This window comes from Acaryochloris marina S15 (assembly GCF_018336915.1).
Classification (GTDB): domain Bacteria; phylum Cyanobacteriota; class Cyanobacteriia; order Thermosynechococcales; family Thermosynechococcaceae; genus Acaryochloris; species Acaryochloris marina_A.
The window spans coordinates 3,412,329-3,431,222 of record NZ_CP064923.1 but is presented as its reverse complement, the minus strand read 5'-3'; the positions used below and the strand labels follow the sequence as shown (position 1 = coordinate 3,431,222).

Annotated in this window: 17 protein-coding genes; 8 read left to right on the top strand and 9 right to left on the bottom strand. The window is 48.5% G+C overall.

The genetic code is table 11. The features are described from left to right. Window positions 1-15: 15 nt before the first annotated feature. Together I1H34_RS15930 and I1H34_RS15925 are read right to left on the bottom strand one after the other, a co-directional pair. Entirely contained in the window at window positions 16-1,611 is a 1,596-nt protein-coding gene (locus tag I1H34_RS15930) for a mechanosensitive ion channel family protein (protein WP_212662009.1), read from the bottom strand. A gap of 87 nt (window positions 1,612-1,698) precedes the next feature. Continuing rightward, entirely contained in the window at window positions 1,699-2,757 is a 1,059-nt protein-coding gene (locus I1H34_RS15925; RefSeq protein ID WP_212662008.1) for an adenosine deaminase, read from the bottom strand. Window positions 2,758-2,993: 236 nt separating this feature from the next. Between I1H34_RS15925 and I1H34_RS15920 the strand changes: the two genes are divergently transcribed. Then, the gene (locus tag I1H34_RS15920; protein WP_249369297.1) at window positions 2,994-3,293 is read left to right on the top strand and encodes a hypothetical protein; all 300 of its coding nucleotides are present in this window, start codon (window positions 2,994-2,996) and stop codon (window positions 3,291-3,293) included. 299 nt (window positions 3,294-3,592) lie between these two features. After that, window positions 3,593-3,811 (top strand): hypothetical protein, encoded by a 219-nt coding sequence (locus I1H34_RS15915; RefSeq protein WP_235108889.1) that lies wholly within the window; start codon window positions 3,593-3,595, stop codon window positions 3,809-3,811. A 28-nt stretch (window positions 3,812-3,839) separates the two neighbouring features. Here I1H34_RS15915 and I1H34_RS15910 read toward each other — a convergent pair whose 3' ends face one another. Further along, on the bottom strand, window positions 3,840-4,715 hold the full coding sequence (locus I1H34_RS15910; protein ID WP_212662006.1) for a phosphodiester glycosidase family protein: 876 nt from the start codon (window positions 4,713-4,715) through the stop codon (window positions 3,840-3,842). Window positions 4,716-4,724: 9 nt separating this feature from the next. After that, window positions 4,725-6,443, bottom strand: a complete 1,719-nt coding sequence (locus I1H34_RS15905) for a Rieske (2Fe-2S) protein (RefSeq protein ID WP_212662005.1) — start codon at window positions 6,441-6,443, stop codon at window positions 4,725-4,727. 171 nt (window positions 6,444-6,614) lie between these two features. Between I1H34_RS15905 and I1H34_RS15900 the strand changes: the two genes are divergently transcribed. Further along, a complete protein-coding gene (locus I1H34_RS15900) occupies window positions 6,615-8,192 on the top strand; it encodes a mucoidy inhibitor MuiA family protein (protein ID WP_212662004.1) in 1,578 nt (525 codons plus the stop codon). Between the two features lie 32 nt (window positions 8,193-8,224). Here the strand turns inward: I1H34_RS15900 and I1H34_RS15895 are convergent, their stop codons facing one another. The 3 genes from I1H34_RS15895 to I1H34_RS15885 all read right to left on the bottom strand — a co-directional run bounded on the left by I1H34_RS15895 (window position 8,225) and on the right by I1H34_RS15885 (window position 10,950). Further along, a complete protein-coding gene (locus I1H34_RS15895; protein ID WP_249369295.1) occupies window positions 8,225-8,944 on the bottom strand; it encodes a DUF928 domain-containing protein in 720 nt (239 codons plus the stop codon). Between the two features lie 336 nt (window positions 8,945-9,280). Then, window positions 9,281-10,321, bottom strand: a complete 1,041-nt coding sequence (locus I1H34_RS15890; protein WP_212662003.1) for a WD40 repeat domain-containing protein — start codon at window positions 10,319-10,321, stop codon at window positions 9,281-9,283. Window positions 10,322-10,377: 56 nt separating this feature from the next. Beyond that, on the bottom strand, window positions 10,378-10,950 hold the full coding sequence (locus I1H34_RS15885; protein ID WP_212662002.1) for a ferric reductase-like transmembrane domain-containing protein: 573 nt from the start codon (window positions 10,948-10,950) through the stop codon (window positions 10,378-10,380). A 1,073-nt stretch (window positions 10,951-12,023) separates the two neighbouring features. Here I1H34_RS15885 and I1H34_RS15880 point away from each other — a divergent pair. Further along, on the top strand, window positions 12,024-13,064 hold the full coding sequence (locus I1H34_RS15880) for an IS5 family transposase (RefSeq protein ID WP_212662001.1): 1,041 nt from the start codon (window positions 12,024-12,026) through the stop codon (window positions 13,062-13,064). Between the two features lie 187 nt (window positions 13,065-13,251). Here the strand turns inward: I1H34_RS15880 and I1H34_RS15875 are convergent, their stop codons facing one another. Then, a complete protein-coding gene (locus I1H34_RS15875) occupies window positions 13,252-13,800 on the bottom strand; it encodes a DciA family protein (RefSeq protein WP_212662000.1) in 549 nt (182 codons plus the stop codon). A gap of 63 nt (window positions 13,801-13,863) precedes the next feature. Continuing rightward, window positions 13,864-14,721 (bottom strand): tetratricopeptide repeat protein, encoded by an 858-nt coding sequence (locus tag I1H34_RS15870; RefSeq protein ID WP_249369293.1) that lies wholly within the window; start codon window positions 14,719-14,721, stop codon window positions 13,864-13,866. A gap of 240 nt (window positions 14,722-14,961) precedes the next feature. On the opposite strand from I1H34_RS15870, the gene pyrH reads away from it, so the two are divergent. From pyrH to I1H34_RS15850, 4 genes are read left to right on the top strand one after another with little or no spacing between them, the layout of a single operon-like run. Continuing rightward, complete coding sequence (gene pyrH, locus I1H34_RS15865; protein ID WP_212661999.1) at window positions 14,962-15,690, top strand: UMP kinase; 729 nt, start codon at window positions 14,962-14,964, stop codon at window positions 15,688-15,690. Further along, window positions 15,677-16,225, top strand: a complete 549-nt coding sequence (gene frr, locus I1H34_RS15860; protein WP_212661998.1) for a ribosome recycling factor — start codon at window positions 15,677-15,679, stop codon at window positions 16,223-16,225. Before pyrH ends, frr begins: the two co-directional genes overlap by 14 nt. Before the next feature lies 1 nt (window position 16,226). Beyond that, window positions 16,227-17,357, top strand: a complete 1,131-nt coding sequence (locus I1H34_RS15855) for a geranylgeranyl reductase family protein (RefSeq protein ID WP_212661997.1) — start codon at window positions 16,227-16,229, stop codon at window positions 17,355-17,357. 49 nt (window positions 17,358-17,406) lie between these two features. Further along, window positions 17,407-18,894, top strand: coding sequence for a protein adenylyltransferase SelO (locus I1H34_RS15850; protein ID WP_212661996.1), 1,488 nt, complete (start codon window positions 17,407-17,409; stop codon window positions 18,892-18,894).

The window sequence follows — 18,894 nt, the reverse complement described above, 5'->3', positions numbered from 1 at the left end:
CTATTTCCGATATCTTCAAGAACGAGGTCGATGTAGCCATAGTTGATGTTGGGGAACGGGAATGGCAATATCTGCTTCATCAAACGCTATCTTTAATCGGCGGCGCAGCTCTCTAGATACAGCCCATTGTTGAAGCGGTTGTGTTTTAATCCAAACTTTCACAACGGGACCTCGATGATCAAAATCATCAACGCCCATTAGTTGTGGTGGTTCCAGAATATGTTTTTCCCAATCTGGTTCAGCAGCCATGGCCTGTGCGGTTGTCTGGATCAGAGCCAGCATTTGATCCACGTCAGCAGGGTAGGGAATGGGAATGTCGAGATCGACCCGTGACCATTCGCTAGAGAGGTTGGCAACAACGCGAATTTCACTATTGGGGATGGTGATTAGTTGTCCTTCGGCATTGCGAATTTGGGTCATACGCAAGTTTAAGGTTTCGACTACGCCGGTATACTCACCGACTTGAATCACATCGCCCACTCCAAACTGATCTTCCACAATCACCAAGAAGCCATTTAGGGCATCTTTAATAATGCTTTGGGAGGCAAGGGAGATGGCGACACCTACTAAACCCACCCCGGCCAGCAAGGGGCCAACATCTACTTGTAAGAGGATTAAGGCCACAATCACGCCAATACCGATCCAGACAGGGACCGCAAATCCTTTGAGCACATTGGCAATGGTGGAGATTCTCAGCAGCGTCCGCCGTGAGGCTATTGGTGTAAGGAAGGGGGTGACGGTTAAAGCTAGGGCAAAGCGATTAACAAAGGCCCAACTCAGGCGGATCAGTAGGTAGGTGGCCAATCCGACGCCGGTCAAGGTCAGGGGAATGGGGAGACCCTTGAGCAACAAAATGTTGATGGGGCGGGTGTAGGGAAACAAATCCAAGCAGATCAGGAGGCCGATCAACCCCATCGAGATTTGCAGAATACTGAGAACTTGGTACAAAATCCCCTTGAAACCGATCCAGAACTGAACGGGGGGAAGCTGTTTGGTCCCATCGGTTTTAGGGGCTGCGATGGCTTTGGCAGGGCGTTTTAATCGACGCTGCCAAAGGTGGACAAGGCGATTCAACAGAATGGCAAGACTGATTACACCGCCTGCAATAATGACCTGCTGTTGCAAAAATTGGGGTTCGCGCTCGGATCTAGAGCTTTTTAAGGCCCTCTCTACCGTAGATTTGATTTGGTCATCTAAGACTGTGATTTCAATGCCCCGTAGTTCAGCATCGAGGGTAGTGATGGTCAATAAATGCTGATCCTCGGCAAAAATCACCGGCAGGTTATTGCTGGTTCTGATTTCTACCCTGGGCTCGATTGAGCCTGAGCGGAGATAACTGCGTTTGATTGCCTCTAAACTCTCCTGTACCGCTTGAGTTCGTTCAGATAAATTACCTTTGGTGGCGGCAACTTTGAAAAGACGACGACCATCTAACCAAATCCAATCGGAGACCAGCGGATTTGAAAGGCTGGGAATAATCAGCGGCTGTGGGGGGAGGGACTCAGGAACGGTGGGGGGAATTTGAGCGAAGCTAGAAAAATGCAAGAGCAGCGTTAACGCAATACTCACTAAGGCGAGAACTAGTCTTGCTCGATGGCGGATGGCAGGCATTCACTACTCTGATGGCGTCTCAACAAACTGTTCTACGCTGGATGTCTGCGCTGCTCAACGACTGTATTTCCCAGGATTTTGTGGAAATTAGGATGTGGCAACCGTCGCCCGACTGGGGTTAAGTGCAGCAGGAGCCCAGTTAAGAACATCATTCAGAATAGCAGCTGGTCCTTGATTCAGGGGCCAGGCAAAGGCATGGCGGAATGAATTCTCTTGGCAAGCTCTAAGCTGGGCAAAGCTAATGACATCCTGGGTGAGAAGGGTTTCGTATTCAAAGGGCAAGCGAACATTGTGAAGACCGGCATTGTCGGTGCAAATAGCCACATCAACCCCAGCTTCAAAACAGCGGTCAAACACGACTTTTAGCTGCTGGATACTTTGTAGGGTCCCGGTTTTGAGGTAAGTGGTGGGGCAAATCTCTAAACATTGCCGACGCTGGGCCACGGCAGGTAGAAGTTCAGGATGTTGCAAGGGAATCTGGATGCCATGACCGATTCGCATCAGATAGGGCAGCAGTTCGGGGTGGGCACCGCCTTCTGTTTCGTAGAGATGGCAAGTGGTTTTGAGATTGTGAGAGCGGGCGTAGGCATAGAGATCGACAAATTCGTCGATGCGATCGCAATACAAATCATCTCCACCTGCTAAATCAATCCCACAGACATACTCCGGGGATTGGGCAGCGATGTCCACAATGGCTCGGTTCACTTCGTAGGGCAAACGAGCATGCATACAGAGAATTTGGCTGGTGACAATCGGATATTCTTTGACCTGACTCGCCTGACCGACAATTTCTACAATCTCGGCCATTTGGTCAATGCGTTCTGTTTGGCTGAGCTGGTCTGAGGTGCGGAGATAGGGGGTATACCGCATCTCCATATAGGCCAGATTTTCAAAAACGTAAGCCCCTCGAATCAATCGAGAGATAAAGTAGGGCAGGGTTTCGCGGGTCTGAACGCTTTCCACCAAGGTGTGCAGTTCTAGATATTCAGCCAGGGATTCCCGAGGCCGACAGTAGAATTCTTCAAACTGGGGATAGTCCGAAAAGGGTTGGGCCAAGTCGGGGCGATTTCGTTTGAAGTAGCGCCACAGAATCCGAGGCACAACTGATCCACCCAAATGTCGATGCAACTCAGCGTATAAAGACACAATTACCTCTTGCCATATCAGCTGAAAACTTCTCTTTAATATAAGAAATATTTCTAGGGTTGTGTTGTTAAAAAATTAAGTTGGATTGACCGCTAACAGCAAAGCAAAACACCACCTGTTTTTCCGTAGCTTGCATCACGAATTTACTTCACCCCTACAAAAGGTGGGGACCACTCAAAGGGAACTCATTTCGGGTTAACCCAGATCCCCGCTAAATGGTTAGAAGAGACGTCATCATGAAGAAGATTATGATCGGTGGAGATGCTTGTATCGCAGTGACTCTGGCCTTTTTAGCTTTAGCTGCCCCCACCCAGGCGAAGACAAAAGGGTTTAATGTCAAAGCCAATGGATATTGGGCTAAAGGGCATTGCCATTTTGGCAGTATCCGAGCCAAATGCGTGGTCAAAAATCGTAAAGGTAAACATAACCCCAAACGGCGTAAAGCCACGACAGAAATTATCTCTTTCTATGTGTTTGACCAAGGCCATTCTGCACCTATCAAAACTCGCTGTACTAAGAGCAAGAGCTGTACCTAGAAATTCGAACCAATTGGCTATCTTAAACAGCCGATTGGCATGTGGTCTTGTATTCGTGCTCAGAATCTCAACAACGGCGGATATCGTACATTTTGGGTGGGACTCAGCAAGTTCAATCGGCCCTTAGGCAGAAGAACTTAAGGGATGGCCAATGCCTGCCAATCCTGAGAGTCTGTCCAGGCTCTTAAACGGTTAGTCTTGTGATAGTTTGAACCTTTCTCAAGGACGTTCCTTTGAAGGCCTATTCATGTCCATTCAATGGTTTAATGATCACTGAAACCTTTGTTATGTGGACTCCGATGGCTCTGTTAACCATAGACAAAATCGAACAGCTTCGTAATCAATTGGCAGCTTGTACGAATCATCGAACCGCATCAGCATTGAAAGTTGCGATCGCAAGACTAGAATCCCAGCTCCAACCCCCCACCCCTGCAGAGCCTGAAACTCAGCTAACGGATGAAATTCTCCGACCTCTGATTGCTCAAGGCAGTATCAAGGTTTATCATCCAATCCGCTAGTTCCATGTCCTACCTATTAATTACAGCTTTATTTAGGTGCGTTATCCAGCACCATCAAAACTGACTTCACGGGGCGAAGCAGGGTCTCTCCCCGCAAGCTCTTACCAGTAATCACCTGATCTTGATAGACCAGGGAAGATGAACTGCCCCCGTCAAGATTTAAGGCAGACTCTGCTCCCTGCTGTTTCATAAAGTCGGCTAGCTCAGGTAAAGAGAGCCCTAGCTTTGTCGAGGACTGCTCCACCATTACCCAGATCACACCTCCCGCTTTGGTAATACCGACCGCGCTTCTGGCATTAGGCTGACGACTGCCAATGGCATCTCGAACCACCTGGCCATCCACCGAATCCGTAAATCCTTCCCCTTGGGCCGTCAGTTGGGGGAGTAACTGAGGCCCCGCCCCGAGGGCATAAGTAAGGGTGCAATCGGGAGGGACAGGCTGCTTGAACAGCGTAATGGCATAGGTAACCTCAGAACCACATTGATACTGCCGAAATTCAGAACGATTGAGGATTTTGGGGAGATAGGCTTGGAGATCTGGATTGTCGACCAGTCTTGAATTTTGCGTTGGGTCAGCCAGAATTTGACCCCCTCGACGAATATAGGATGTGGTTTTCTGATTAGCGGGGTCAAAGTACCCCCCATTAATGACGGCGACGGGTTTGGACGTGCCTTGAGCAAAATTAACTACGGTTTGGAGACCGTCTGCTACATCAAGACGAACAGTATAGCGAGGGTGGTTCGGAATCCGCAGGACATGGACGATTGCCTTCGACAATTCTTGCTTTTGATATTGCATGGTGGGAGGCGGGGGTGGTGGCTGCGGTGAGAGTTGAGATGGAGCGGAACACAATCCCAAGCTCATGGCCAAAGACATACTGATAGACCATCCAATCAATCTCATATCCATCTCCTATTCAAAGACCTGATCCCCCTGCTGAAGTCGGTGGGCAATTCGATAGGTTTGGCCTTGGGCTCTGGCGGTGGGGGCATGGGCAGCCAAGTAGCGAGAGGCGGCAACTAACCAATAAGGACGGGTGCTCGGATCTGACCACTGTTCATACTGGTGAACCGCAGCCTCTATTTCCTGGATGGTGTGGAAATTGCGATCTTCCCGTAGTAGGAGTTTCCCTAGTTCAGTCAGTAGGTGTGGTGTCTTACCCCCATTGAATTGAAATTGAGCCACCACCTCACCCACCGCCTTCACCTGCTGCTGACGATCGAGTAAGTCAGGAAGTTCGGTCAGGGTAGGTTCCTGGTTAGCAGGACGAGGCAAAGGAACCGGAGGAATATTCAAAAACCGATTGAGATAAATCCGCATCGCTGTATCAAAGACCCCTCGCAAGAGAGTGACAGAAGGAACCCGCCGCAGCCCCTGACAAACGGCATTGGCGAAGGTAAAGGTGTGATGGGCAATATCCCAATCTCGAAAATCATTGTTGATGCTGAACTGAGCTACCCGTCTAGCAGCCGCATAGGTGACCACCTGAGCCAACTCAACATCCCTGCATCCGTTCTGAATCGCTTTGAGCAATTCTTCAATGATCAGGGCTGGATCATCCCCTAAAAGGATCGGGATTAAAGCCGCTTGATCCACTGGCGTCTGCTGGGAAGCCTGATAGATTTGCGGCAGCTTGGCAAAGGTCTGCTCCAAAAGAGCCACCAAATCAACGGGACTGCGCCAGGCACTAGACTCTTCCATCCGTTCAGCATCCGTATACCCCCGCACTAAGCTAGGCAAAATGGACTCGGCCTGGTGCCAACCCACCACATCCAAGGCTTCTAGGGCTTTATTGGTAAAGTCCAGGGTATGGCCCCCATCCAGAAACCGATGATCCGTGGCAGCCGCAAAGAGCATCTCAGCAATTTTCTCAGGGGCCGCTCCACTCCGAATGGCGGAGACTAGACAGCGTTCGGCCCCTTGCTGATCTCGAACCTCTACGAACTCCCGAAACCAGCCTTTGAGGGTGGCAAACTCAGTCGTTGTTTGCGGTAGGGGCTGAATGTCAAATCGAGGAGGCGACCCTGCACAATCCCGAGCGACCGCACTTAACCCGTGATACAGGGCTAACGACCGATCCTCCTCATCTAGATAGGGTAAAAGATTGGCCATGCAGGTCAAGATTGTTAGTCCTGCTCCCCAACCCGCCCGACGATAGCGGCTGCCAAAGGCTAACCCGATTTCAATCAGTTCAGCCGAATCGACTCCCAAGGCCAGTAATGCCAATACAGACTTCGCAATCACCAGGGAAATGCTCTGCTCCAAGCCATCCGTGAGGCGCTGTCGATAATAGGCTTTTCGATCTTGAGGTGTGGTCAGATCCACCCAAATCTGGCCCTCGCGAATCTCCACGGGAAAAGACTGGACATCATCTGCCCATAGATCAAAGGTGCCCCCACTGGCTAAATCAAAGCGAGCATGGTGCCAGTGGCAAATCAGAATGCCATCCTGGGCGGTGCCTTTATGGAGGGGAAACCCCATATGGGGACAGCGGTTATCGATGGCAAAAATCTGATCCTGTTGCCGGAACAGGGCAATGGCGTTACCGTCCACATAGACAACATGACAGTTTGATGCGGAAAGATCCGTCATGTCAGCCACGTAACTGAATGTGCGATCGCATTTCTCCATACCTACCTCTTCTTCTGGAAAATCTGACTGTTGGGAGTATCTTCAGAACGATTTTCGGGTATTGATGGGATTTAGGATAACTCACATAGTGCTAGGGTGTGGAACGGGCAATACCCTTAATCTCTGAACTGAACGCCCCTCTATCCCGAATCATCTCCTCATAAAGTACTCATGCAAACCACCATTGATACTCAGATTACGGCGGTTACCGTCTTTAGTCGTCAGGCCCAAATCACCCGCCAAGGGACGGTTGAGTTGACAGGGAATGAACAGGAACTCCTCATTCCTGATTTCCCCATGACCTTACAGACGGATTCAGTGCGAGTCTCAGGGGCGAGTACCCAGGAGGTTCAGATACTGGGGGTGAGAACAGAATTGTTGGCTACTCTTGAATCAGTGGCCCCGGAAGTTGCTCACTTAGAAACACAGATCAAAAAGCTGCAGCGACAGCAACGGCGATATCAGGATCAGTTAGAGGCAGTGAAGCTGAAATTAAAGGCAGTGGAAGCCCTGAGTGAAAAAGCCATCCCCACCCTATCGAAGCAGATCGTCAAACAGCAAACCCTAACCGAAACCCATGCCCTATTCGAGTTTTGGGGAGAGCAATATGAAACCTATCGCGATGCCATTACCCGTATTCAGGGACAGCAAGAAACCCTTCAGCAGCAGCTGCAATTGCTAGAAGATCAGCTCCAGAAGTTACAAACCCGCCGCCCTCATGAGCGCTATCATCTAGTCATCAAAATTGCCCCAGCAGTAGGCAAACTGGATTTAGAAGTCAGTTATCGAGTCAACCAGGCCCAGTGGCATCCCCTTTATGATTTGCAGTTCAATACTGAAACAGGCGTGCTTGGCCTAGCCTATCTAGCTGAAGTGGAACAGACCACAGGAGAAAGCTGGAATGCCGTTGCCTTAACCTTATCCACCGCTAAGCCGGGATTAGGCTCCTTACCCCCCAAATTGGAGCCATGGTTTATCGCCTTACCTCAACAAGTGGAAATGCTTAAACGGCGAAAGCCCTCTGCACCTATGCCAGCCCTAGCAGTAGGAGTCGACATCAAAGCAGCAGCGCCGCCTAGCCCAGCCCGGAAGAATAAGGCCCAAGTGGCCACAGCAGATATCTCTAAATCGGGAACCGTGGTCTCCTTTCGCATTGGGGGCAATAGTGATATTCCTAGCGATGGCAACCCCCATACCGTCACTCTAGCGAATCAAGACTATCCCGTGGATTGCCAGCATATTGCCATGCCGAGTCGGGTGAGTTTTGCCTATCTCCAGGCCACCGTAAAAAATCCTATGGATGGTGTTACCCTCTTGCCCGGCAAAGCGAATATTTTTCGCGATCGGATGTTTGTCGGCACTGCCCAGCTGGACCATACAGCTCCAGGGCAGGAATTCAAGACCGATCTGGGCATTGACGAAGGGCTGGGGGTAGAGCGAGAGCTGGTAGAACGCCAGGTCGATAAAAAACTGATCGGAGGCCAGCGCCGGATTACCTTTGCCTATCGTCTAACGGTGACTAATTTCCTGGAACAAGCAGCCAAGCTACAGTTAACGGAACAACTCCCCGTGAGTCGAGACGAGCGCCTCAAAGTCCGACTCACCCAGAGCCAGCCCAGAATTGAGTGTGGTGAACTGGGCCAGTTGGATTGGACCTTGGCTCTAGCCCCTCAGCAACGCCAGGTGATTGAGTATCACTTCACCGTTGAATATCCACCAACTGAAACGGTTCAGGGCTTAAATATTTAGCTATTTTATGGCGACTGGAAAAGCCTAATCCTTTACAGAGCAGCCAGTTGGTTGAGCTGGACAAACTCCGATTCCATCAGCGCTTTCCAAGCCAGGTTTACCCCAGGACTGTTGGGATTGGCTTGTTTTTGCAGTGCAAGCTCTTTCACCGCGTCATACCAATAGCCAGCCTCACCATAGACATCGGCCTTATTTTCCGGTTGGGCCGTTAACTGATTGGACAACTGGGGGCTAGGTGGGCTGTAGGTAATCCATCCGGTGGCAGAGAGTCCCCGGCGATCATTGCCGGAACAGAGCAGTCGCACCATCCAGCGATAGCTCTTACCCGCTTCTAACGTTTGAGTAGTCCCTTGCTCTGGTAAAGAGACACTGGCCAATCCCCCTTCACCGGAAATTTGGGATGTCGATGCATAGACCAAATCCGTAGGGTTATCTTCGGCATCCACCTTGTACAGGGAGAAGTTGACGTATTGATAGGTATTGCTGGGGATAAACCAGTAGAAGGTTGGGGTTGCTGATGCGGTCAAACCTACATTGTTTTTAGGAACCAATGTCGTTAAAGTTGGGTTGCCGCTAGCCTTACAACCACCGCCTCGGGTAGCTAATCCCCGCCGATTTCCAGGCTTGCCGACGGTGCCCCCCGGATTAAACCCGGCATAGCTTGGTAGCGCTTGTGAGCAAATTCCAGCAATAGATGCGATCGCAATACTTTTCGCTAACAAGGGCATACTTCGGGACAATATCTTAGACATACCGTCGATTGAGACCTCTACAGAACAAGATAAATTTTGAGTGGTAACTTAGGGAAAGGAACTGGAGCCTACCTCCATAGCAATGCTCAAGACGAAGCTCTGTCTCCAGATTGTGGACGCTTTAAGACTAGTGAATGATCTGAAGACTCCAGGATTATAAAATGCATCCAAGTCATCCAGTTAACTAGTTTCCTTATTTACTGTTCCCTAACTTTTAAACCGCTCTATCATTTTATCTGACTGGATTTTGAGGCTCTGTGTTCCAGCTCACTGGCCTTTTTAGGCCAGTGAAGACAGCATGCAAACTCGCTGCAGCCGTGGGCGTTTGATCACGGGTTACTGGAGAGCCGTCGCTGCCACAATCGGCCAAACTCTTACGGTGGCATCACTGCCGGAACTCACTAAGGTTTGACTATCCGGACTAAATTGGATCGATTGCACTGACTTGGTATGTCCGACCAAATTTTTGAGGGGCCGACCGGATACAGGATTCCAAATTTTAATGGTGCGGTCATAACTCCCACTGGCTAAGTTGCGGCCATCTGGACTAAAGGCAACCGATAAGACAGGTGCATTATGGCCCTGGAGGGTATGCAGGAGTTTCCCTTCGGAGAGATGCCAAACTTTCATGCTCTGGTCTTCACTGCCACTGGCCAATAAGGTGCCATCGGGACTAAAGGAGACCGACTGTACCGCACCCTGATGTCCCTCTAGGGCAACTCTAGGAGAAAGACTATCCCGCTGCCAGAACCGTACGACACCATCCCGGCTCCCCCCAGCTAGAACCTGCCCATCAGGACTAAAGGCTAAAGACAGAACGACAGTGGGGGCTTTCTGGACCTGCAGTTGACTGCTCGACTTCAAATCCCAGAGTCTGATAGTTTTATCTGCAGCACTGGCAGCCAAGGATTTGCCGTCTGGACTGAGGGCGATGGCAGTAACATCATCTGCTGCATCTTCTAGAGTATGCAGATGGTTCCCAGTGTGTAAGTCCCATAAATTAATGCGGTTATCCCAGCTACCGCTGATTAATGTTTGGCCATCAGCACTGATTGTTAAAGATGAGACGGCATCTTCATGAGCTTTCAGGGTTTGACGTAAGGTGCCAGTGCGTAAATTCCATAGCTCAATCTTGCCGTCATAGCGCCCACTCGCCAAGGTTTCACCATCGGGACTGAGTGCGATCGCATAGATCCATACACTATTATTTTTTAGCGTTTGCAGGGTCTTGTGAATGGTCGATATAGACTGAGATGGTGCAGCTTGATAAGCAACGGTACGGCCTAGCTGCTCATGGGCTCTCAGTCCATATAAAGTGGCTGCAGTAGACATCAAAAGGAACAGTACCCAGTTCTTTTTTTGAGTGGTTTTTGCCATTTTATTTTTCCTAGTAAATGGTTGAGGGTGATTGAGTGATTACAAGCAGCCATCCATTAGTCAGTTTTGGAGGCCGTTTCTTTGGTTGCTGGTGACTCAGGATTCTGCCCTTTGGGCTTATCTGATTGATGATTTTCACGAATCATTCGAACTAAAAATAAAATCGTAATTGCCCCTGTTATGACTAGGGATGGTGGGGTTACCCAAGTCCAATGGCCCCACATTTTGTCGATAACATGCCACAACAGCAAGAACATTGCAAAGTAAGTGAGTTGATGAAGCTTTTTCCAGTTCTTTTTAAGCTTTTTTACACTCCAGTCATTAGAGGTGATTGCGAGTAAAGTAAATATGAGAAACGTAATAATTCCCTGGCAATAAATCCAATAAGTTTGGAAGTCTAAAAAGTCGAGTTCTCTCTTAGAGACTAGCCAGTATCCGTGGATGACAGACATTAAAAAAGCAATAATCCCAAGAAGTCGGCGCTGAATTAGCAAGCTTTTAGGAATACCTGTTGTTTTAGTAGATGGAAATACCACCCTTAAGATAGTGGGCAATAAAGTAATGACATACAGCAGGGCAGCAATAAATCCAGCCCAGTTAGCAAGAGGGGGATAATCAAGCCTAAACATAGAACTCAATGCATGAAAAGGTCAATGAAATTGATGCTATGCACCTTTTAGATATATTTATGAAAGTCGTAAAAAGGGATGAATATATTTTTAAGTTATTGAAATAATCAGAAAAATAATAATAGTTATTTTTAGCTAATTGCAAGACTTGATTCGAGCTTTTATGAAGTAATTTTAATTAAGCTAATTAGAGAGATTATGGAAAGTAAATTTCAAAATACTGCTAAAATATGGCAAAAAATTATGAGGTTAAATTGATTACTCTTCTTACCTATCTGAATTAAATAAAAAAAATACGCAAATTCCTTATAAAAAATCTTCTTGGTATTTTTCTGGGTAAATTATTTGACTATATTTCGCTATGAAAGCGTTCTGCTCTTATGAGTTTTCGTGGTTTTCTGTAAATGGCTGAGAGGATATGTGAGAAATCGAAATTTCTATAAAAAAGCTCTTTGTGAGTAGACTGTCATTGCCAAACCCTAGCTTCAAGGAGCAATGTGTAAATCGACCTTACTTTAGAGAAAGGAGAACTCCTTGAATGCCTCCTAACTGCAGCTAAATGTCGAGGACACCCAGGGCTTTTTTAAGTTCTTGAAAGAAAATCTGAAACCAAAATTATCGTGCACCTAGATTTTTCATAACATTATTTCTGCTCACGTATCTCCAGTACTTTTAAATCACCTCAGGTGAACTTGAAACAGCCCTGCTAGGACACCCAAGGACTGGCTCTCAACGCTATGTTTTAGGTCTTGTGGGAAGGATGTGTCTGGAGACTTTTCTCCTGGGCGCACCTTTGACTGGTGGAACTGGCGTTGTCGATTGAATGGAATTGTGAGTCTCTAGCACAGGCTAGTGAAACATTCATTTATCTGGCTATGATTGGCATTAAGGTCAGACGATTGGCATACTTTGCTGGAGCTTTTTCAAACATCCTCTTAGCGTGGCGTCCAATCTAATGGTGCTGATTCCCAAATTATGCAGTTAATCTCTACACGCTATTACTGGAGGGCACTTCGAAAAATAGAAAGCCTTAATATTGAGAATATGACCCAGCCCTCACAGGATAATTCGCCATGCAATCCAAAGGCTTTGGCAGAATCAAACATCGCCGTGAGCAGCTAGAAGCACGCAAAGACAGCTTAAGCGAGATCAATTGCCTCATAGACTGGGCGATCTTCCGCCGTTGCTTAGAGCAACTTCCCCAACCAGAGCGCAAAAGCAAAGCAGGCCGTAAACCCATCGATAGACTGTTGCTATTGAAGCTGTTAATCCTTCAGCAACTGTATAACCTGAGTGATGAAGAGTTGGAATATCAAACCCATGACAGACTCTCATTTCGCCGATTTCTAGGTTTGTCTCCAGAGGATGAAGTACCCGATTCAACGACCGTGTGGCTATTTCGCCAGCACCTGAGTGACGCCGATTTGATAGAGGAGCTTTTTGCAACCTTTAACCAGTTTTTAGCAGGGTGTGGGTATACGGCTAAAGGCGGTCAAATCATTGATGCGACCCTAGTGCCAGTTCCTATTCAACGCAATACTCGCGAAGAAAACAAACAGATCAAACAAGGCGACATCCCCCCTGAGTGGAAAGATAAGCCTCATAAACAGTCTCACAAAGATACCGACGCCCGATGGACCAAAAAGAATGGCAAAAGCCACTTTGGCTACAAAAACCATATCAATATTGATGCTGCCTATGGGTTTATCCGCCAGCATCAGGTGACCGACGCATCCGTCCATGACTCCCAGCCTTTTTGCGACATCTTGGATGGAGAGAATGACGCCGATGAAATTTGGGCTGACAGTGCCTATCGCAGCGAAGCGTTAGAAGCAGGACTCGAAGCCATTGGCTATGTCAGCCAAATTCATGAGCGAGGGTATCGCAATCATCCATTAACCGAAGAGCAAAAAGAAACGAATCGGGGTAAATCGAAGGTGCGCGCTAAGATTGAACATGTCTTTGGGGCATGGGTAATGAATTTGGGAGGCAAGCAGGTCCGCTGTATTGGGATGAAGCGAGTCCGTGCTCAACTCGGTCTGAAGGATTTGGCCTATAACTTGAGACGCTATGTGTTTTGGCGCAAAAAGGAACTGCAGACTCAGTATGCCTAAACAGTCCCAATCAAGCGAGATGGGGCGCTGATTTGCCCCTAAATGCAGACTTCTTCAAATTCATTGGGCTGGACCAAGTTTGATTGAGCTGTTGTGATGTCCTAGGAAACATTCAATTCTTTTTTTCGAAGTGCCCTGGAGATAAATTGACTGAATATTAAGGTACAACTTTTGTCAGTCAGCAGACTTATACTTCTGGTTCTCGAACTGCACATAAGCTACAGACGGACCAGCGTTGTAGTTCAGTCTCTGGAGTTGGACATTGGCAGACAGGACAAGTCGGATACCCATGAGACCGTTGGTGGATTGCATCCGTCCACCGTTCAAACGCCTCATTAGGATCGAGGCTAGGTTCCAGTTGGGAAACGGGTAAGGCTGGGAGCAAACTAGCAGGTGTAATTGACGGAGGTACTGAGGAACGACGGCGGAGGGTGTTCGACCCTCTCGGCCATTGGCTCGTGGAAAAACGAATGTCTGTAAATTCATATGAGAGCTGGGTATTCAGCTTCTTGAGAATGCGATTTCGTTCAAACGCTAAATTTTGAGCCCAGGCAGAACTAGTCGTGGCCACAAGCAAAATTTTTCGCGGTGTAATTTGGATGGGTTGAGTTTGGGCAGCAACGACAGGTCCAACAATCTGGGTCCAGGTATCCAACAACTGCACAAATTCCTGCTCATGCTGCCAATGGGTTTGTTTTAAGGTTGATAGAACCTGTTGGACGGGTTTGAGAGACATGACCAATTAAAACAACAGAGAAGACAAATACCTCCTGAACTCAAGCAGAGGTTTGATTCAATTCTAGGCCCCTTTCTCACCAGACAAGGTGAGAAAACCTTCCATATTTTCAACCAAAGCGGGGGGCCAGCGGCGAATTTTTGCTAGCCAGGTTGTATCTTTATAGCGCGAATCTAGTCCAATGGCAGCTACCCAATTACTTTCTGCTTCACCAATTTGGCCTTTGTCCCATAAAGCCGCCGTCATCGCTGCACGAATATCGGCAAACTGGGGATATTTGCGGATTAAATTCCGCATAGTCCGAATAGACTCATCGCGCTCACCCACTTGGTACAAAGCGAGGGCATAATTGCCTCTAGCAAAGGCAAACTGTGGAGATAACGCCATGGCTGTTTCAAAATCTGTTAGAGCAGCATTCCAATCTCCTTGTCCCGCCTTGGCATTGCCACGATTGTTATAGGCAGCCGCCTCCTTCGGATCCAGTTCAATCACCTTGTTGTAATCTGCGATCGCAGCTTCCCAATTGGCTAGTCCTTCTTGGACGGTACCCCGATTTAGATAGGCATCGGGTTGTTCAGGAGCCAGTTCAACTGAACGGTCATAGTCGACTAAAGCAGCCTCAAAATTACCTTGGCCAATCTTGGAATTACCTCGATTGCTCCAGATGGCAGGGTTATCAGGCAGAAACTCAAGGGCTTCGGTCCAATATTGTTCCGCTTGGTCAAAGTTACCTTTGTTGGTTGCTTCCATCGCTGCGTTAAATAGATCCTCTACCTGAGTTTCGATCTCAGCAGTATAGGGAGGAGGAGTGGATTGATTCGGTGCTGCGATCGCAAGGTGTCCACCCAACGTCATTTCAATACTGAGTAGACACAGTAGTAAAAATAGTCTTCCTAAGATCCAACGGGAGGGATGCCTCATGGCTTATAAATTAGTCCTTGACACTTCAATTTCTTTTATTACCGTAACTATTTCACTGGTTTCTGTGGTTAGAGACAACAGAGTCGTGATTGAGTCTTGGCAACTTCATCGTTACTCCAATCATCCATTGATACTGTCAATAGGCAATTCGAAAGCTGAATAAAATCATTTTAGCCAACCTCCTGATCCCTAATCCTGCTATCTTAATTGGGGAGCAATTTTCGTAGCAGTTATCATTGCATGGGAAATACCTATCAACGGGTCCTATTAAAGCTTAGTGGCGAAGCCCTAATGGGAACTTTGCCCTATGGTATTGACCCCACCATTGTTCAAGGAATTGCTGAAGAGATCTCTGACGTAGCAGCCCGTGGCATACAGGTCGCTGTTGTGGTCGGAGGGGGCAACATTTTTCGCGGTGTGAAAGGTGCAGCTGCGGGTATGGATCGAGCGACTGCAGACTATATCGGCATGATTGCAACGGTCATGAATGCGATGACTCTGCAAGATTCCCTCGAGCAAATGGATGTACCGACCCGTGTACAAACCGCTATCTCCCTGCAGGAATTGGCAGAACCGTACATTCGCCGTCGCGCCATGCGCCATCTAGAAAAAGGCCGGGTGGTCATTTTTGGTGCAGGCTCTGGCAATCCTTTCTTTACCACGGATACCACCGCAGCTTTGCGGGCGGCTGAAATTGATGCAGATATCATCATGAAGGCCACCAAGGTGGATGGAGTGTACGATGCAGATCCTAAAATCAATCCCAATGCCAAGCGATTTCAAAGTTTGACCTACGGACATGTCCTCACCCATGATTTGAAAGTGATGGACAGCACTGCGATCGCCTTGTGCAAAGACAACAATATTCCTATTTTGGTCTTTGACCTATCTGTTTCTGGAAATATTCGGCGAGCCCTATTGGGCGAATCCATTGGCACTATTGTGGGAGGTTCTTGTGAAGTTAGCTGATGCCAAGACTTTAATGGAAAAGTCTATTGAGGCTATGAAGCGGTCCCTCAACACGATTCGGACGGGTCGAGCCAATGCCTCTTTGTTGGACCGAATTACGGTGGAATATTATGGTACGGAGACTCCATTGCGCTCTTTGGCCACCATCAGCACCCCAGATGCCAGCACAATTACGATTCAGCCCTTTGACCCCAGCAGTTTAACGGATATCGAAAAATCGATTTCCCTCTCGGATGTGGGCTTAGTACCTAATAATGATGGCTCAGCCATTCGCCTCAATATTCCCCCTTTGACGGAAGAACGCCGTAAAGACTTCGTCAAGATGGCCGGCAAGATTGCCGAAGAAGGAAAAGTTGCTATCCGCAACATCCGCCGAGATGCCATTGATACGGCGCGGAAGCAGGGCAAAAGTGGTGATATCTCGGAAGATGAATCGAAGGATCTGCAAGATCAGATTCAAGGTTTGACCGATAAATATACCAACCAAATTGATAAGATTTTGGCTGATAAGGAAACAGAAATCACCACGGTTTAATATGTTTGATTGCATTATTGTCGGGGCGGGGCCAGCAGGGGGTACCGCAGCCTACCACCTTGCCAAAAAAGGTCGATCGGTCCTGGTATTGGAAAAAGAAACCTTACCGCGCTATAAGCCTTGTGGAGGTGGCGTATCTCCAGTGGTCGCGGAATGGTTTGATTTTGATTTTTCTCCTGCTATTTCCCTGAAGGTTAAAACAGTTCGCTACACCTGGAATATGGAAGATGAGGTGCTAGCGGATTTACAGACCCCAGAACCCATTTGGATGGTTCGCCGAGATATTTTTGATCATTTCCTGATTCAGCAAGCCCAAAAGCAAGGAGCAGAACTGCGAGAAAATACAGCAGTAACAGGGATTGAATTTCAATCCGATCATTGGCAGGTGAATACCGCAAATGGTCCTGTTTCTGGAAAATATCTGATCGCTGCTGACGGGGCCAAAGGGCCGATGGCAAGATGGTTAGGTTTCAAAGACCGCAAGCGCCAGCTGGGTGGGGCACTAGAAGCCGAAGCCATGACGGAGATTGAGAACCCTGATACGGTTCATTTTGAATTTGGCTTAGTCAAAAACGGCTACATCTGGAATTTTCCCAAGGCAGATGGCTATTCCATTGGTATTGGGGCCTTTCGTGGCGGTGAGCGCCAAGATCTGCGAGCCATTGTCACGGAATATTCGAAAATGTTTGGCGTTGACTTTACGTCAATACGCCAGCATGGCCATCCCCTCTGCCTTTGGAATGGGGACCAAACCCTCCATACTCAAAATGCGATCCTAGCGGGGGAGGCTGCCTGCGTGGTTGACCCCTTTACGGCTGAAGGCATTCGTCCTTCGATGTTTAGCGGATTGAAAGCCTCTGAAGCAATTGATACGGCCCTATCAGGCCAAAGTGATGCCCTGGAGAATTATTCCGAGGTGATGGCGACGGAGTGGGGAGGCGAAATGAAGTGGGCCCAACGACTTGCCAGCGTGTTTTATCGGGTACCCGGCATTGGCTATCAAATTGGAGTGAAGCGTCCTAGTGCTACCCGCAGAATGGGCCAGCTCCTCTCAGGTGAAGTGGGATATCGAGACGTGGCCAATAATGCTATTCAGCGCTTGAGTAAGGGGATGATGCCTGGCGTCAATTGAGAGGGTATTCTCCCTTTCCTAGCTTCAACGGCCATCACTCTGGCAATTTATGTCGACCCCATCCACCATAAACCTGCTGCTTAATTTAGATTTTGAACCGGCCCTGGAAGCCCTGGGCGAGAGCTTTTACGATCCAGTGATGGCGGCTGAGTTTCCCCATCATGTCTTGCGATTTCGTAATGATGCTGTGTTGGGGCAAATGGGGCTGGATGCCCAACAGGTCAGTGATATTGATGTCGTAGAAGCCTATGGGCAGTTTCAGAGTCGCGAACCCTTACTGGCCCTCTGCTATCACGGCTATCAGTTTGGAGACTATAACCCCCGCCTTGGAGATGGGCGAGGCTTTCTATACGGCCAGGTCCGAGGAACAGATGGGGAACTTTATGATCTGGGTACTAAGGGATCTGGAACGACTCCCTATTCCCGAAGTGCAGACGGTCGCTTAACCCTAAAAGGAGGTGTACGGGAGGTGTTGGCAGCAGAAGCGCTGCACCATTTGGGGGTGCGGACCTCTCGATGTCTGAGTTTGATTGAGACGGGAGAATCCTTATGGCGAGGAGATGAACCCTCTCCGACTCGTTCGGCAGTGATGGTACGGTTTAGTCGGTCCCATATCCGCTTTGGTACTTTTGAACGGTTACTGGCACTGCAAAGACCTGATCTCATCCAGCAGCTCCTCGATCATGTCATCCAGTATTACTATCCCCATCTCTGGCAACAGCCAGATGCTTATGTCCGCTTCTATGCAGAGTTAGCCCAGCGAACGGCGGAGTTGGTGGCCCAATGGATGTCTGTGGGATTTTGCCATGCTGTTTTGAATACAGACAATATGTCGATCACAGGGGAAAGCTTTGATTATGGGCCTTATGCCTTTATTCAAACCCTAGATCCCAACTTTACTGCTGCCTATTTCGATCATTTTCGGCGCTACAGCTATGGCAACCAGCCCACCATGTGTCATTGGAATCTAGAGATGTTGCAGCGTCCCCTGGTGGCGGTGATTCCCCAGTCTGACTTAGATGCCGGGCTGGAAACATTCAAGTCCCATTACTACTCGGCCTATCGGCAGCGGATGTTGAGGAAGTTGGGGTTTGAGCCATCGGAGAGGACGGAAGCCGAAGATCTGTTGGTACTGACGCTGGATTTTTTGCAGCGATCGCAAGTCGGATACCATGAGTTCTTTGCTGAATTACGGCTGCAATTTCAAGAGACTTGGCGGGTCGATCCTGGTCATATTTTCAGTGAATCAGAGCTTTTAAGCCCTCCCCAATGGCAAGATCAGTTAGAGCAATGGCGGCAGCTTTATCACCGTCTGCTCCAACAATATCCTCAGACTGAGATGGCTGCTATCAAACAACGATTGCAGCACAACCCCCTGACGGTCATTACCCGTCCTCAAATTGAGGCCATTTGGGAACCCATCGTGGTAGAAGACGATTGGCAACCCTTCTATGACTTACTCCAGCAACTGCGTCAGTCTTCGCCGGGCTTCGACTTCCCTCAGTCCTCGATTCCGTATAAGCTGAAGCCCCGTTGA